This window comes from Pseudomonas sp. UBA6753 (assembly GCF_002453565.1).
Taxonomy (GTDB): domain Bacteria; phylum Pseudomonadota; class Gammaproteobacteria; order Pseudomonadales; family Pseudomonadaceae; genus Aquipseudomonas; species Aquipseudomonas putida_Z.
This window is the reverse complement of sequence record NZ_DKHD01000032.1, coordinates 192,094-207,215: the sequence shown is the minus strand read 5'-3', so window position 1 is coordinate 207,215 and position 15,122 is coordinate 192,094. Positions and strand designations below refer to the sequence as shown.

Sequence of the window (15,122 nt, the reverse complement as noted above, 5' to 3'; positions counted from 1 at the left end):
AATCGAACGGAATGTTCTGGTTGGTTAATTGTTTTTCCTGTGCTGGCCTCTTCGCGGGCTTGCCCGCTCCCACAGGATCACCACAGCCTTGGAAACTGTGGTGGCCCTGTGGGAGCGGGCAAGCCCGCGAAGAGGCCAGCACAGGCAACACAAAACAAAAAGCCCACCGCGAGGGTGGGCTTGATGCTTTGACAGGTCAATCAGCTCTTCGGTGCTTCCACCGCTGCCTGCTGGTTGTTGGCCTGCCCGGTCTGCTCGTACCAGCCACCGCCAAGCGCCTTGTACAGGTTGACCTCGCTGGTCAGCTGCGACAAGCGGTCGCCGATCAGTGCCTGCTGGGCGCTGAACAGGTTGCGCTGGGCGTCGAGGAAGGTCAGGTTGCTGTCGATACCGATGCGATAGCGGCGTTCGGCCAGGCGGTAGTAGTCCTGGTTCGCCTGCACCAGGTCGCGTTGCGCCTGCAGCTGCTCTTCGAAGGTCTTGCGCGCCGCCAGGCCATCGGAGACTTCCTGGAAGGCGGTCTGGATGGTCTTTTCGTATTTGGCGACGTTGATGTCCTTCTGGATCTTCGAGTAGTCCAGGCTGGCCTTCAGGCTGCCGGCGTTGAAGATCGGCAGGTTGATCTGCGGCTGGAACAGCCAGGTGCCCTGGCCGCCCGAGAACAGGTGGCCCATGTCGGGGCTCAGGCTGCCGGCATTGGCGGTCAGGCTGATGCTCGGGAAGAACGCTGCGCGGGCCGCGCCAATGTTGGCGTTGGCGGCCTTGAGCAGGTGCTCGGCTTCCTGGATGTCCGGGCGACGCTGGAGAATGTCCGACGGCAGGCCGGCCGGTACTTCGGCCAGCTGGTCGGCATTGAGCTCCAGAGGCTTGGCCAGGTCGGCGGGAATGCCGGTGCCCAGCAGCACGGTCAGGCTGTTGACGTCCTGGGCGACCAGGCGCTGGTACTGCGAGTACTTGACCCGGGCGCCTTCCACGGCGGTACGCGCCTGGCTGACGTCGAGTGCCGAGGCTACGCCGACTTCGTTGCTGCGACGGGTGAGGTTGTAGCTTTCCTCGTAGGTCTTCAGCGTTTCTTCGGTCAGCTTGAACAGCGCCTGGTCGGCCTGCCAGGTGTAGTAGGCGTTGGCCACGCTGGCCACCAGGCTGATCTGCGTGGAGCGACGCGCCTGCTCGCTGGACAGGTAGGTTTCCAGGGCCTGCTCGGTCAGGCTGCGCACGCGGCCGAACAGGTCCAGCTCATAGGCGCTGACGCCCAGGGTGGCCGAGTACTGGCTGGTGATGCCCGCTTCGCCCGTCTGCGACATGTTCGCCGGTACGCGCTGGCGGCTGCCGCTGCCGGTGGCCGAAACCGCCGGGAACAGGTCGGCACGCTGGATGCGGTACTGCGCACGGTAGGCGTCGATGTTCAACGCGGCAACGCGCAGGTCGCGGTTGTTGACCAGCGATGTCTGGATCAGCTGCTGCAGTGCCGGGTCGTGGAAGAACTGGCGCCAGCCCTGCTCGGCGGCGGCAACTTCCGCCGATTGCGTCGGCGAGTACGCAGGGCCTTGCGGCCACTGCGCAGCCACCGGCGATTCCGGGGTCTGGTAGTCAGGGATCAGTGAGCAGCCGCCAAGAATGAAAGCGGTTACTGCCAGGGACAACAAAGACTTGGTCATTGCCCAGCCTCATAACGTGGAGTTTCAGGGGTGACGTCTTTTTCCGGCTCTTTGCTGCCGAACAGTGACGACACTGCGACGAAGAACAGTGGTACCCAGAAGATAGCCAGCACGGTCGCACTGATCATGCCGCCGATCACGCCAGTACCGATGGCGTGCTGGCTGCCGGCGCCGGCGCCGCTGGCGATAGTCAACGGTACCACGCCGAGGATGAACGCCAGCGAGGTCATGATGATCGGGCGCAGACGCATGCGGCACGCCTCGATCGCCGCGTCGTACAGGCTGCGGCCTTGTTCGTGCAGTTCCTTGGCGAATTCGACGATCAGGATGGCGTTTTTCGCCGCCAGGCCGATGGTGGTCAACAGGCCGACCAGGAAGTACACGTCGTTGGACAACCCGCGCAGGCTGGTGGCGATCAGGGCACCGATGATACCCAGCGGTACTACCAGTACCACGGCGATCGGGATCGACCAGCTTTCGTACAGGGCTGCCAGGCACAGGAACACGAACAGTACCGAGAGGGCGAACAGTGCCGGCATCTGCGAACCGGAGAGTTTTTCCTCGTAGGACATGCCGGTCCAGGAGAAGCCGATGCCGCTTGGCAGTTCGCCAGCAATGCGCTCGACCTCGGCCATGGCTTCACCGGTACTGTAGCCCGGGGCCGGAGCACCGAGGATTTCCATTGCCTCGACACCGTTGTAACGCGACAGCTTCGGCGAACCGTAGGTCCATTCGCCCTTGGCGAAGGAGGAGAACGGCACCATTTCGCCGGCGCCATTGCGCACGTACCACTTCTGCAGGTCTTCCGGGCTCATCCGCGCGTTCGGCTCGCCCTGGATGTACACCTTCTTGACCCGGCCACGGTCGATGAAGTCGTTGACGTAGCTGGCACCCAGGGCAATCGACAGGGTGTTGTTGATGTCGGCGATGGTCACGCCCAGGGCGCTGGCACGCTCGTCATCGATGGTCAGCTGGTACTGCGGCTCGTCGTTCAGGCCGTTCGGGCGCACGGCGCTGAGGATCTTGCTCTGCGCGGCCTTGGCCAGGAACTGGTTGCGCGCTTCCATCAGCTTGGCATGGCCGACACCGCCGCGGTCCTGCAGGAACACGTCGAAGCCGGTGGCGTTACCCAGTTCGAGCACCGCAGGCGGGGCAAAGGCGAACACCATCGCATCGCGGAAGGTGAAGAAGTGCTGCTGGGCGCGCTGGGCAAGGGCGAACACGCTGTTTTCCTTGGAGCGCTCATCCCACGGCTTGAGCATGATGAACGCCATACCCGAGCTCTGGCCACGGCCGGCGAAGTTGAAGCCGTTGACGGTGAACACCGAAGCCACGGTGTCGGCCTCTTCGCTGAGCAGGTACTCACGCATCTGGTCGACCACCACCTGGGTGCGCTCGGCACTGGAGCCGGCCGGGGTCTGTACCTGGGCGAACAATACGCCTTGGTCTTCTTCCGGCAGGAACGCGGTAGGGATGCGGGCGAACAGCCAGATCATGCCGACCACGATCAGTGCGTAGGCCAGCAGGAACGGTACCTTGTTGCGCAGGATGGCGCCCACGCTGCGCTCGTAGCCGGTTACGCTGCGGTCGAAGTTGCGGTTGAACCAGCCAAAGAAGCCGCGCTTGGCCACATGGTGCTCGCCCTTCTTCAGCGGCTTGAGCATGGTGGCGCACAGGGCCGGGGTGAAGATGAGCGCCACCAGCACCGACAGGCCCATGGCCGAGACGATGGTGATGGAGAACTGCCGGTAGATCACACCCGTGGAGCCGCCGAAGAACGCCATGGGCAGCAGTACCGCCGACAGCACCAGGGCGATACCCACCAGGGCACCCTGGATCTGTTCCATCGAGCGCTTGGTCGCTTCCTTGGGCGGCAAGCCTTCCTCGGACATCACCCGCTCGACGTTCTCCACCACGACGATGGCGTCGTCCACCAGCAAGCCGATGGCCAGGACCATGGCGAACATGGTCAGGGTGTTGATGCTGAAGCCGGCAGCGGCAAGGATGCCGAAGGTACCCAGCAACACAACCGGTACGGTCATGGTGGTGATGATGGTGGCGCGGAAGTTCTGCAGGAACAGGTACATCACCAGGAACACCAGGACCACGGCTTCGATCAGGGTGTGGATAACGCCACTGATCGATTCGGTGACCACCGGGGTGGTGTCATACGGGAATACCGCTTTCACCCCAGGCGGGAAGAACGGTTCCAGGTCGGCGATGGTCTTGCGCAGGGCCTTGGCGGTGTCCAGGGCGTTGGCACCGGTGGCCAGTTTAACTGCCAGGCCGGAGGCCGGCTTGCCGTTGAACTGGGCGCTGACGGCATAGTTTTCACCACCCAGGCCAACCTGGGCGACATCACCCAGACGCACCTGCGAACCGTCGCTGTTGACCTTGAGCAGGATCTTCTCGAACTGCTCGGCAGTCTGCAGGCGGGTCTTGCCGATGATGGTGGCGTTCAGCTGGGTACCCGGCATGGCCGGCAGGCCGCCGAGCTGGCCGGAGGACACCTGCACGTTCTGCGCGGCCACGGCGGTCTTGACGTCGACCGGGGTCAGCTGGAACTTGTTCAGCTTGGCCGGATCGAGCCAGATACGCATGGCGTACTGCGCACCGAACACCTGGAAGTCACCCACACCCGCGGTACGCGAGATCGGGTCCTGCATGTTGGAGACGATGTAGTTGGCCAGGTCGTCCTTGGTCATGCTGCCGTCTTCGGACACCAGGCCGATCACCAGCAGGAAGTTCTTCACTGCCTTGGTGACGCGGATACCTTGCTGCTGCACTTCCTGCGGCAGCAGCGGGGTGGCCAGGTTCAGCTTGTTCTGCACCTGCACCTGTGCGGTGTCTGGGTTGGTGCCCTGCTCGAAGGTGGCGGTAATGGTCATGCTGCCGTCGGAGTTACTTTCCGACGACACATAACGCAGGTTGTCGATACCGTTGAGCTGCTGCTCGATCACCTGTACCACGGTGTCCTGCACGGTTTGCGCCGAGGCGCCCGGGTAGGTCACGGCGATGGCGATGGCCGGCGGCGCGATGCTGGGGTACTGGTTGATCGGCAGCTTCAGGATCGACAAGGCGCCGACCAGCATGATCACCAAGGCGATCACCCAGGCGAAGATCGGGCGATCGATAAAGAACTTCGACATGGTTTACTCCGCTTTGGCGTCTGCTTTCGCCGCGTTGGCCTGAACAGGGCTGGCCGGCTTCTTGACGTTGGTGGCTTCGCTGACCTTGACCTCGACGCCCGGGCGCACGTACTGCAGCCCTTCGGTGATCAGGCGGTCACCCGGGTTCAGGCCTTCCTCGATCAGCCAGTCGCTGCCCAGGGTACGGTTGGCCTTGAGCTGGCGCAGTTCGACCTTGTTCTCCTGGTTGACCACCAGCGCGGTCGGCGCGCCTTTCAGGTCGCGGGTCACGCCCTGTTGCGGGGCCAGGATGGCGTTGGCGTTGACCCCGGCCTTGAGCCGCGCATGCACGAACATGCCTGGCAGCAGGGTGTGATCGGGGTTGGGGAACAGGGCGCGCAGGGTGACCGAGCCGGTGGTCTCGTCGACCGAGACCTCGGAGAACTCCAGGCGGCCCTCCTGCTTGAACAGGCTGCCGTCTTCCAGCACCAGCTGCACCGAGGCGGCGTTGTCGCCGGCCTTTTGCAACTGGCCGCTTTCCAGGTCACGGCGCAGCTTGAGCAGCTCGGCGGTGGACTGGGTGACGTCGACGTAGATCGGGTCGAGTTGCTGGATGGTGGCCATGGCGTTGGCCTGGCCATTGCTCACCAGTGCACCTTCGGTGAACGAAGAACGGCCGATACGGCCGCTGATCGGTGCCAGGACCTTGGTGTAGCGCAGGTCGATCTGCGCGCTTTTGAGCGAAGCCTCGGCCTGCAATCGTTTGGCATTGGCGTCGTCGTATTCCTGCTTGGAGACAGCCTGTTCGTCGATCAGCTGCTTGTAGCGCTCGGCCAGCGAGCGGGTGGCCTGCAGGTTGGCCTGGGCATTGGCCAGGGTGGCTTCGTACACGGCAGGGTCGATCTGGTACAGCTGCTGGCCTTCCTTGACCTCACTGCCTTCCTTGAACAGGCGCTTGAGGATGATGCCGTTGACCTGCGGGCGCACTTCGGCGACGCGGTAGGCACTGGTACGCCCCGGCAATTCCGAGGTCAGGGTGAAGGCTTGGGGCTGGATGGTCACGACGCCGACCTGAGGAGCCTGCGCCGCTGGCGCTGCTTCTTCTTTCTTACAGCCACTGAGCAGGGTTGCCAGGGCGACGGCGGAAACCAGAGCGGTAACGGCTGGCTTGAATTGCATGAGGATCCTCGGGTCGCTGGAGCTGGGAGACGCTCAAGAGTAATGGAAGAGTCTTGATCTGGAAAAATTGCTATCCGGTGGATAAATAGCTTGCTAAGGAATATACTTACATTCATGGTTGTTTGTAAATACCGCTGGGTTGTACTCGGGTACTGCCACAGCCCTTGATTAGCTCCTCCGCGAGGCACCCTGCAGAGGTGCCCCCGGAGTGTTCCCCGCACGCGCCGCGCGTTCGGGGCAGATGAGGTTTGTACTGCCATGGTCCGTCGAACCAAAGAAGAAGCCCAGGAAACTCGCGCCCAGATCATCGAGGCGGCGGAAAAGGCCTTCTACAAGCGCGGGGTTGCGCGAACCACCCTGGCCGACATCGCCGAACTGGCGGGTGTGACGCGGGGGGCGATCTACTGGCACTTCAACAACAAGGCAGAGTTGGTGCAGGCGCTGCTCGACAGCCTGCATGAAACCCATGACCACCTGGCGCGGGCGAGCGAAAGCGAGGACGAAGTGGACCCGCTTGGCTGCATGCGCAAGCTGTTGCTGCAAGTGTTCAACGAGCTGGTGCTCGATGCCCGAACCCGGCGTATCAATGAAATCCTGCATCACAAGTGCGAGTTCACCGATGACATGTGTGAAATTCGCCAGCAGCGCCAGGGTGCGGTGCTGGATTGCCACAAGGGCATCACCCTGGCGTTGGCCAATGCCGTGCGCCGGGGCCAGTTGCCAGGCGAGCTGGATGTCGAGCGCGCGGCGGTAGCCATGTTTGCCTATGTCGATGGCCTGATCGGGCGCTGGCTGTTGCTGCCTGACAGTGTCGATCTGTTGAAGGATGTCGAAAAATGGGTCGACACCGGGCTGGATATGCTGCGCTTGAGCCCGGCTCTGCGCAAATGACACTTTGTTAAGGATTGTGAGGGAGTGTTACCCCTTTGTGTTAAGGGGGGATTAATGCTTTCGGGTGACCTTGAACAAATCACAGATCCTGTGGGAGCGGCCTTGTGTCGCGATAGGGCTGCGCAGCAGCCCCGGCAATTTGTGCATCACTGCTGAAATCCTGGGGCCGCTTCGCGGCCCTTTCGCGACACAAGGCCGCTCCCACAGAGATCGCGTAGCTTCTAGCGTCCGCGCAGTTGCCGGTCGGGCAATGCAAACGCTGCAAACATTCCCAGCACGGCTACCCCGGCACTCCCCATCAACAGTTGCTGGAACGTCTCCAGCAACCGCCCCTGTGTCACCAGGTCCACTTCTCCGGCCTTCAGGCTCCCCAGCAACGGATTACCCAGCGACTCGAACCCGCCCTGGTGCAGCAGCGCCAGCAGCAGGCTGGACATGCACGCCACCCCCATGGCCCCGCCCAGCGAGCGGAACAGGTTGGTGGTGCTGGTGGCCACGCCGATATCCTTGCTGTCCACCGCGCTTTGCGTGCCTACCAGCGAGGTCGGGAACTGCAGCCCGCACGCGATGCCGGTCAGCAGCATGAACAGTGCACTGAGCAAGGCCGACTGCGGCGGGGTCAGCGCCATGGCGAAAATGGCCAGCGGCATCAGCAGTGCGCCGGCCAGGATCTGCGGCTTGTAGCGCCCGGTCAGGCTGGTCATGCGCCCGCCGGTGAAGGCACCCATGGGCAGCCCCATCACCAGCGGCAGGAGGTGTAGGGCAGCGCTGTCGGCACCGGCGCCGGTGATGCCCTGGTAGCGCAACGGCATGAGCATGGTCAGGGAGATCGACTGGAAACTGGCGAAGAAGATCACGCCCCAGCACAGCACCGCCACGCGGTTGCCGAACAGGCCGAGTGGCAGCAGTGGCTCCGGGCAGCGGCGCTCATGGGCGATGAACAGCACCAGGCCCAGCGCGGCGCAGGCGAACAGCGCCAGCACGGCCGAGTCGGCCCAGGCGTGGCCCTGGCCGACCAGGGTAATGCCCAGCAACAGGCTACCCAGGCCGAGGATCAGCAGCACGGCGCCAAGGTAGTCCACCTGCGCCTCGCGGCGCTGCGCCGGCATGCCGCCGAGGGCGCGGCGGATCGCCCACAGTGCAACCAGCCCCAGCGGCAGGTTGATCCAGAACACCCAGCGCCATGACAGGTATTCGGTCAGCCAGCCGCCCAGCACCGGCCCGGCGACGCTGGCCACCGCATACATGCTGCTGAAATAGCCCTGGTAACGGCCGCGCTCTCGCGGGGGCACGAAGTCGCCGATGATCGCCTGGCTCACCGAGACCATGCCACCGGCGCCAATGCCCTGCAGTACCCGGGCCAGCACCAGTTGCTGCATGTCCTGGGCCAGGGCGCAGGCGATCGAGGCCAGGGTGAACAGGCTGATGCCGGTGAGGATCATCCTGCGCCGCCCGTACAGGTCGCCCAGCTTGCCGTAGATCGGCACGGCCACGGTCATCGCCACCATGTAGCCGGAGATGACCCAGGCCAGCAGGCCGACATCGTTGAACTGCGCCGAGATCGCCGGCAGCGAGACGGCAACGATGGTCTGGTCCAGGGCGCCGAGGAAGATCGCCAGCATCAGGGCGGTGAGCACGTTGCGCAGGGTGGTGGGGGGCAGGGCGGCGGTCACGGGGATACCTTGTTTATCGGTTGAGACCCCTTCGCGGGCACGCCCGCTCCCACAGGTACAACTCAGGGCTTGAAGGCCATGGTGTACCTGTGGGAGCGGGCGTGCCCGCGAAGGGGCCCCGAAATTGTAACCTGAGTTAGGTAGCTTCCTATGTACTATCTGCATCCCCTATGCAAGATCGGCATTGGCGCATTCATCCAGTGCTGCATGGCTGCGTGATATCGTTGGTATGCCACAGAGGCTGAAAACCGGGGGCTTGCACCAGCTTGGTGCAACATTATGCCGCAGGTTTTCGCGCCGCTGTCTCCCACACCTTTTATTCCTCTGCCTGCATGTCGAGCATGACCGCCCAGATGGCGACGGTTGGAACAGGTCAGGTAGACCCGATTACAGGGGTCGGTAGTTACCGTTCGAATTTCAACTTATTTTGCGGAGTGATCATGCCCAAGGCTTCCCATCAAGATCTGCGTTTTGCCTTCCGCGAGCTGCTCGCTTCAGGTTCCTGTTATCACACTGCATCGGTGTTCGACCCGATGTCGGCACGCATTGCCGCAGACCTGGGCTTCGAGGTCGGCATCCTCGGTGGTTCGGTCGCTTCGTTGCAGGTACTGGCTGCACCGGACTTCGCCCTGATCACCCTCAGCGAGTTCGTCGAGCAGGCCACCCGTATTGGTCGCGTGGCGCAACTGCCGGTGCTGGCTGACGCCGACCACGGCTATGGCAACGCGCTGAATGTCATGCGCACGGTCATCGAACTGGAGCGCGCCGGCGTGGCTGCGCTGACCATCGAGGACACCCTGCTGCCTGCCCAGTTCGGGCGCAAGTCCACCGACCTGATCCCGGTTGAAGAGGGCGTCGGCAAGATCCGTGCGGCGCTGGAGGCGCGGGTCGATTCGTCGTTGTCGATCATTGCCCGGACCAACGCTGGCGTGCTCACCACCGAAGAAATCATCGTGCGTACCCAGAGCTACCAGAAGGCCGGAGCCGACGGTATCTGCATGGTTGGGGTGAAGGACTTCGAGCAACTCGAGCAGATTGCCGAGCACCTGACGGTGCCGCTGATGCTGGTGACCTACGGCAACCCGAACCTGCGCGACGACGAGCGCCTGGCACGCCTGGGCGTGCGCATCGTGGTCGATGGTCACGCCGCCTACTTTGCCGCGATCAAGGCCACCTACGATTGCCTGCGGCTGCAGCGCGGCCAGCAGAACAAGTCGGAAAACCTCAGCGCCACCGAACTCTCGCATACCTACACCCAGCCCGAGGACTACATCCGCTGGGCCAAGGAATACATGAGCGTCGAGGAGTGACAACGCCGCTCCAACATGGGCCTTACAAGTCCTGATCCCACTCCGGTTCGTCCTTGAACCGCTGCACCAGAAAATCCAGCATGCTGCGCAAGGTCGCCGGCATGTGCTTGCGTGAGGTGTACACCGCATTCAGGTTCAGCTCGCGTGGGCTGGCTTCGGGCAGCAGGCGCACCAGTTCACCCCGGCGCAGGGCCTCCGCGGCCTGGTAGGTCGGCAGCATGGCGATACCTGCGCCGGCCAGCGCCGCCTTCTGCAGTGTCATCGCCTCGTTGGCACTGATGTTCCCCGCCACTGGCACGGCGACTTGCTGGCCGGCCACCTCGAAATGCCACAGGCTGTGGCCGAAGTAGGCATGGGTCAGGCAGTTGTGCCGGCTCAGCTCCTCGACCCGTTGCGGCGTGCCGTGCTCGCGCAGGTAGGCCGGTGCCGCACACACTGCCGAGCGGCACACGCTCAGGCGCCGGGCGATCAGGTTGGGGTCCAGGTCATTGCTGGTGCGGATGGCCAGGTCGATGCGCTCGTCCACCAGGTTGACCGTGCGATCGAGCATCTGCAGTTCCACCTTCACTCCGGGGTAGCGCCGGACGTAGGCGGCCACTGCATCCACCAGCTGGGCCTGGCCGAACGAGGTGCTGACGCTGATGCGCAGTGCGCCCTTGGGCGCGTCATCCGGCTGCTGCACCGCGGCCTGCAGGTCGCCGGCCAGTTCCAGCAGTTGCCGGCAGCGAGGCAGGGTTTCCTGGCCGGCGGCGGTGAGGCTGAGCTTGCGTGTGGTGCGCTGCATCAGCCGTGCGCCAACCCAGTCTTCCAGCTCTGCCAGGTAGCGCGACACCACCGGCCGCGACAGTTGCAGATGATCCGCCGCCGCCGACTGGCTGCCCAGGTCGACGACGGTGACGAAAACGCGCATGGCGTTGAGACGGTCCATGATTTGCCCGGTTTCAGAAACAAACTATGTTCGAGCATCGCATTTTTTGTCACGGATTGGGCAACTAAGCTGTTGGGCATTGTTCATCTGACGGGCGTTTGCGATGTCTCTTTTCACTCCTTTGCGTGGCCTGCTGCTGGCCTGTGTGACCCTGGCCGGCCCGGCGCTGGCTGCCGACCCCTTGCGGTTGGAGGTATACAACCCCGGGCATGAGGCGATCTTCCCGGTCAGTTCGGTGATCGTCAGCGGCGAGCACGACGCCATCCTCGTCGATGCCCAGTTCGGCAAGGCCCAGGCCGAGCAGTTGGTGCAGCGCCTGCGGGCGGGTGGCAAGCAGCTGACCAGCATCTACATCAGCCATGGCGACCCGGACTACTACTTCGGCCTGGATACCCTGACCCAGGCCTTCCCCGAGGCCAAGGTGCTGGCATCGGCCGCCACGGTTGCCCATATCCGCCAGACCATGGATGCCAAGCTGGCCTACTGGGGCCCGCAGATGGGCGCGGACAAGCCGGCGCGGCTGGTGCTGCCGCAGGTGCTCGAAGGCAACCGCCTGACGCTGGAAGGGCAGGCCCTCGAGGTGGTCGGCCTGGACGGCCCGCAACCTGACCGCAGTTTTGTGTGGATCCCGTCGATCAAGGCGGTGGTCGGTGGCGTGGTGGTGTCGGAGAACATTCATGTATGGATGGCCGACACGCAAACGGCCAAGTCCCACGCCGACTGGCTCGGCACCCTGGCGCACATCGAAGCGCTGGCGCCGCGCACGGTCATCCCCGGGCATTACCTGGGGGACAGCAGCCGATCGCTGCAGGCCGTGCGTTTCACGGCGAACTACATTCGTGATTTCGATGCCGAGACCGACAAGGCGAAAGACGCCGGTGCGTTGATCGCGGCGATGAAGCGACGTTACCCAGGGTTGGCCGATGAAAGCTCGCTGGAGCTGGGGGCCAAGGTCGCCAAGGGCGAGATGAAGTGGTAATTCCGTTCAACTGATGGAGAGTATCCCATGAGCAAGATTGCAATCATCGGTGCCACTGGCCGCGCTGGCAGCCAGTTGCTGGAAGAGGCCCTGCGCCGTGGCCACAGTGTGCTGGCCATCGCCCGCGAACCGTCGCGGTTGCAGGGGCGGGACGGGGTGACGATCAAGGCGCTGGATGCCAAGGACAGCGCGGCCCTGCAAGCGGCGGTCGCGGGTGCGGATGCGGTGCTGAGTGCGGCGCATTTCTCGACCATCGAGCCACACGCCATCATCGAGCCGGTCAAGCGGGCCGGGGTCAAGCGCCTGCTGGTGGTAGGTGGGGCCGGTAGCCTGTTGCTGCCGTCGGGGCATCGGGTGATCGACAGCCCGGACTTCCCCGAGGCATACAAGGCCGAGGCCACTGCCGGGGTGCGTTTTCTGGAAGCGTTGCAACGGGAGCCGAACCTGGACTGGACCTTCCTGTCGCCATCGGCGGAGTTCGTTGAAGGTGATCGCAGCGGGCATTACAAGCTGGGCAAGGATCATCTGTTGATCGGCGCGGATGGCAAGAGCTGGATCACCTTTGCCGATTACGCGATTGCCATGCTCGACGAACTGGAAAAGCCGCAGCACTCGCGGCAGCGGTTCACGGTCGGGTATTGAGTCGCCTGCTTCGCGGGCACGCCCGCTCCCACAGGTAAAGCACAGGTCTTGGAATCTGTGCTGTACCTGTGGGAGCGGGCGTGCCCGCGAAGAGGCCCTCAATGGCTGGCCTGGTGTTCCAGCCAATCCAGCAACTCCACCAGCCCCGGCGGCAAGCTCTTGGCCTGGCTCACCAGGTAATACCCCTTGCCGGTCATCACTTTCAGCGCAAACGGCATGCACAACCGCCCCCCGCGCAAGTCATCGCCGATCAGCGACCAGTCGCCGATGGCCACGCCGGTCCCCTGCGAGGCCATGGCCATCGCCATGTCCAGCGTCTCGAAATGCTGCTTCGGCCCTTGAGTGCCCAGCGTCACCCCGGCTGCCTGCAGCCATAACCGCCAGTCATGCTCATCCCGCGACGGGTGCAGCAGCATGTGTAGCGCCAGGTCCTCGACCTGCTGCAACGGTACCGGCCCTTGGCGCAATGACGGCGCGCACACCGGCGTCAGCTGCTCATCGAACAGCTTGCGCACGCGCAGCCCATGGTTCGGCGCATCGCCATACACCACCGCCGCATCGAAACCCTCGCGGCGAAAGTCCACTCCATGTTGCACCGTAGTGGTCAGCTCTACAGGTACATCCGGGCGTAGCGCCTGCCATTCCATCAGGCGTGGCAGCAGCCAGCGCATCACGCAGGTCGGTGCCTTGAGCTGCAAGGTAGTGTTGCGCCCACCCACCTCGCGCACCGCTTGTTCGATCAGCGCGAACACCTGCTGCACCCTTGGCAGCCAGTCCTGGCCTTCACGGGTCAGGCTCAGCCCACGGGCCTGGCGCTGGAACAAGGCATAACCCAGATGCTCTTCGAGGGCCGCGATCTGTCGGCTGACGGCGCCCTGGGTGATATGCAACTGCTGCCCGGCACGGGTGAAATTGCAGTGCTGGGCGGTGACCAGAAAGGTATGCAGGGCGGGCAGGGGCGGGAGGCGTTTCATTGTGCTGAGCCATGATTGCAGGACATGGCTAGTATGTGTTTTTTTGCATTGTGGCGATAGCCGTGGCTGGGTCCAATAAGGGCATAACCCAACCAAGATTCATGGTGAAACCCGATGGCAACCTGCGGCGAAGTACTGGTAAAACTCCTTGAAGGCTATGGCGTTGACCATGTCTTCGGCATTCCTGGTGTACATACCGTGGAGCTCTACCGCGGCCTGGCGGGCTCGTCCATCCGCCATGTCACCCCGCGCCACGAGCAGGGTGCCGGGTTCATGGCCGACGGCTATGCGCGGACCCGCGGCAAACCGGGGGTGTGCTTCATCATCACCGGCCCGGGCATGACCAACATCACCACCGCCATGGGCCAGGCCTATGCCGACTCGATCCCGATGCTGGTGATTTCCAGCGTGCAGGCCCGCGACCAGCTGGGCGGTGGCCGCGGCAAGTTGCACGAGTTGCCCAACCAGGCAGCGCTGGTGTCGGGTGTGGCGGCGTTTTCCCACACCCTGATGAGTGCCGATGACCTGCCGCAGGTGCTGGCCCGGGCATTCGCCGTGTTCGAAGGCGCCCGGCCGCGCCCGGTGCATATCGAGATCCCGCTCGACGTGCTGGTCGAACCGGCCGATCACCTGCTGCCGGGGCGCGTGGTGCGCAGCAGCCGGGCGGGGGCAGCGCCGCAGGCAGTGGCGCAGATGGCCGAGCGCCTGGCCAATGCACGGCGACCATTGATCCTGGCCGGGGGCGGCGCATTGGCCGCGGGCGCTGCGCTGGCGCGCCTGGCCGAACACCTGCAGGCGCCGGTGGCGCTGACCATCAATGCCAAGGGGCTGCTGCCGGCCAGCCACCCGCTGCAGATTGGCTCGACCCAGTCACTGCCAGCCACGCGGGCGCTGGTGGCCGAGGCCGATGTGGTGCTGGCGATCGGCACCGAACTGGCCGAAACCGACTATGACGTCACCTTCAAAGGTGGTTTCGAGATCCCGGGCAGCCTGTTGCGCATCGACATCGACCCGGACCAGACCGTGCGCAATTACCTGCCGACACTGTCGCTGGTGGCCGATGCCGAACTGGCCGCCGAGGCGCTGCTTGGCGCCTTGCAAGCATTGCCGCAACCCGTGCGTGAAAGTACGTGGGGGGCCGCCCGGGTGGCCAAGCTGCGGCAGGCACTGGCGGCGGGTTGGGACCAGCCGACCCTGAGCCAGACGCGTTTGCTGAATGCAATTATCGAGCGCCTGCCCAATGCCATTCTGGTGGGCGATTCGACCCAACCGGTGTACACCGGCAACCTGACCCTGGACATGGACCAGCCACGCCGTTGGTTCAATGCCTCGACCGGCTACGGCACCTTGGGTTATGCATTGCCGGCGGCCATGGGCGCCTGGCTGGGCAGCGCGGAGCAGATCGGTGAGCGTGCGCCTGCGGTGTGCCTGATTGGTGATGGCGGTTTGCAGTTCACCTTGCCGGAGCTGGCCAGCGCGGTGGAAGCGCAGGTGCCGCTGATCGTGCTGCTGTGGAATAACCAGGGGTACGAGGAAATCAAGAAGTACATGGTCAACCGGGCCATCGAGCCAGTCGGGGTGGATATCCATACGCCGGACTTCATCGGTGTGGCGCGGGCCCTGGGCGCGGCGGCGGAGCAGGTGGCAGATGTGGCGCAGCTGCAGGTGGCGTTGGGGCAGGCAGTTGAGCGCAAGGGGCCGACCTTGATCCAGGTTGACCAGAATCAGTGGCAGGGGGCTGTGTTGGGTTGAAGTGAAGC

Annotated in this window: 11 protein-coding genes; 5 read left to right on the top strand and 6 right to left on the bottom strand. The window is 64.0% G+C overall.

All coding sequences use genetic code 11. From position 1 onward, the window contains the following. Positions 1 to 200: 200 nt before the first annotated feature. Genes B2790_RS12620 through ttgA form a run of 3 tightly spaced genes read right to left on the bottom strand, consistent with a single transcriptional unit; the run spans position 201 to position 5,965 of the window. Positions 201 to 1,658: an AdeC/AdeK/OprM family multidrug efflux complex outer membrane factor gene (locus tag B2790_RS12620; protein WP_025340485.1), complete on the bottom strand. Its 1,458-nt coding sequence runs from the start codon at positions 1,656 to 1,658 to the stop codon at positions 201 to 203. Next, positions 1,655 to 4,807, bottom strand: a complete 3,153-nt coding sequence (gene ttgB / locus B2790_RS12615) for a multidrug efflux RND transporter permease subunit TtgB (protein WP_286918942.1) — start codon at positions 4,805 to 4,807, stop codon at positions 1,655 to 1,657. Before ttgB ends, B2790_RS12620 begins: the two co-directional genes overlap by 4 nt. Positions 4,808 to 4,810: 3 nt before the next feature. Beyond that, positions 4,811 to 5,965 carry a toluene efflux RND transporter periplasmic adaptor subunit TtgA gene (gene ttgA, locus B2790_RS12610; protein ID WP_075046218.1) on the bottom strand — a complete coding sequence of 385 codons (1,155 nt, stop codon included), beginning with the start codon at positions 5,963 to 5,965 and terminating at the stop codon, positions 4,811 to 4,813. 258 nt (positions 5,966 to 6,223) lie between these two features. Here ttgA and ttgR point away from each other — a divergent pair, with 258 nt between their 5' ends. Then, on the top strand, positions 6,224 to 6,856 hold the full coding sequence (gene ttgR, locus B2790_RS12605; protein WP_025340482.1) for an efflux transport transcriptional regulator TtgR: 633 nt from the start codon (positions 6,224 to 6,226) through the stop codon (positions 6,854 to 6,856). Between the two features lie 221 nt (positions 6,857 to 7,077). Here ttgR and B2790_RS12600 read toward each other — a convergent pair whose 3' ends face one another. Then, the gene (locus tag B2790_RS12600; protein ID WP_286918941.1) at positions 7,078 to 8,529 is read right to left on the bottom strand and encodes an MDR family MFS transporter; all 1,452 of its coding nucleotides are present in this window, start codon (positions 8,527 to 8,529) and stop codon (positions 7,078 to 7,080) included. A 440-nt stretch (positions 8,530 to 8,969) separates the two neighbouring features. Here B2790_RS12600 and B2790_RS12595 point away from each other — a divergent pair, with 440 nt between their 5' ends. After that, the gene (locus tag B2790_RS12595; protein ID WP_003259571.1) at positions 8,970 to 9,839 is read left to right on the top strand and encodes an isocitrate lyase/PEP mutase family protein; all 870 of its coding nucleotides are present in this window, start codon (positions 8,970 to 8,972) and stop codon (positions 9,837 to 9,839) included. A gap of 22 nt (positions 9,840 to 9,861) precedes the next feature. Here the strand turns inward: B2790_RS12595 and B2790_RS12590 are convergent, their stop codons facing one another. Further along, positions 9,862 to 10,767 (bottom strand): LysR family transcriptional regulator, encoded by a 906-nt coding sequence (locus tag B2790_RS12590; protein WP_075046215.1) that lies wholly within the window; start codon positions 10,765 to 10,767, stop codon positions 9,862 to 9,864. A 103-nt stretch (positions 10,768 to 10,870) separates the two neighbouring features. Here B2790_RS12590 and B2790_RS12585 point away from each other — a divergent pair, with 103 nt between their 5' ends. Then, complete coding sequence (locus tag B2790_RS12585) at positions 10,871 to 11,746, top strand: MBL fold metallo-hydrolase (RefSeq protein WP_286918940.1); 876 nt, start codon at positions 10,871 to 10,873, stop codon at positions 11,744 to 11,746. Positions 11,747 to 11,773: 27 nt separating this feature from the next. Beyond that, complete coding sequence (locus tag B2790_RS12580; RefSeq protein ID WP_286918939.1) at positions 11,774 to 12,388, top strand: NAD(P)-dependent oxidoreductase; 615 nt, start codon at positions 11,774 to 11,776, stop codon at positions 12,386 to 12,388. A gap of 98 nt (positions 12,389 to 12,486) precedes the next feature. Here the strand turns inward: B2790_RS12580 and B2790_RS12575 are convergent, their stop codons facing one another. After that, positions 12,487 to 13,362 (bottom strand): LysR substrate-binding domain-containing protein, encoded by an 876-nt coding sequence (locus tag B2790_RS12575; RefSeq protein WP_286918938.1) that lies wholly within the window; start codon positions 13,360 to 13,362, stop codon positions 12,487 to 12,489. Between the two features lie 114 nt (positions 13,363 to 13,476). On the opposite strand from B2790_RS12575, the gene B2790_RS12570 reads away from it, so the two are divergent. Continuing rightward, positions 13,477 to 15,114 carry a 5-guanidino-2-oxopentanoate decarboxylase gene (locus B2790_RS12570; RefSeq protein ID WP_025340475.1) on the top strand — a complete coding sequence of 546 codons (1,638 nt, stop codon included), beginning with the start codon at positions 13,477 to 13,479 and terminating at the stop codon, positions 15,112 to 15,114. The last annotated feature ends 8 nt before the right edge of the window (positions 15,115 to 15,122 follow it).

What these genes read in the sequence shown, in the direction of transcription:
- B2790_RS12620 (WP_025340485.1), bottom strand. Translation starts at nt 1,658, where the DNA reads ATGACCAAGTCTTTGTTGTCCCTGGCAGTAACCGCTTTCATTCTTGGC.
- ttgB (WP_286918942.1), bottom strand. Translation starts at nt 4,807, where the DNA reads ATGTCGAAGTTCTTTATCGATCGCCCGATCTTCGCCTGGGTGATCGCC.
- ttgA (WP_075046218.1), bottom strand. Translation starts at nt 5,965, where the DNA reads ATGCAATTCAAGCCAGCCGTTACCGCTCTGGTTTCCGCCGTCGCCCTG.
- ttgR (WP_025340482.1), top strand. Translation starts at nt 6,224, where the DNA reads ATGGTCCGTCGAACCAAAGAAGAAGCCCAGGAAACTCGCGCCCAGATC.
- B2790_RS12595 (WP_003259571.1), top strand. Translation starts at nt 8,970, where the DNA reads ATGCCCAAGGCTTCCCATCAAGATCTGCGTTTTGCCTTCCGCGAGCTG.
- B2790_RS12590 (WP_075046215.1), bottom strand. Translation starts at nt 10,767, where the DNA reads ATGGACCGTCTCAACGCCATGCGCGTTTTCGTCACCGTCGTCGACCTG.
- B2790_RS12585 (WP_286918940.1), top strand. Translation starts at nt 10,871, where the DNA reads ATGTCTCTTTTCACTCCTTTGCGTGGCCTGCTGCTGGCCTGTGTGACC.
- B2790_RS12580 (WP_286918939.1), top strand. Translation starts at nt 11,774, where the DNA reads ATGAGCAAGATTGCAATCATCGGTGCCACTGGCCGCGCTGGCAGCCAG.
- B2790_RS12575 (WP_286918938.1), bottom strand. Translation starts at nt 13,362, where the DNA reads ATGAAACGCCTCCCGCCCCTGCCCGCCCTGCATACCTTTCTGGTCACC.
- B2790_RS12570 (WP_025340475.1), top strand. Translation starts at nt 13,477, where the DNA reads ATGGCAACCTGCGGCGAAGTACTGGTAAAACTCCTTGAAGGCTATGGC.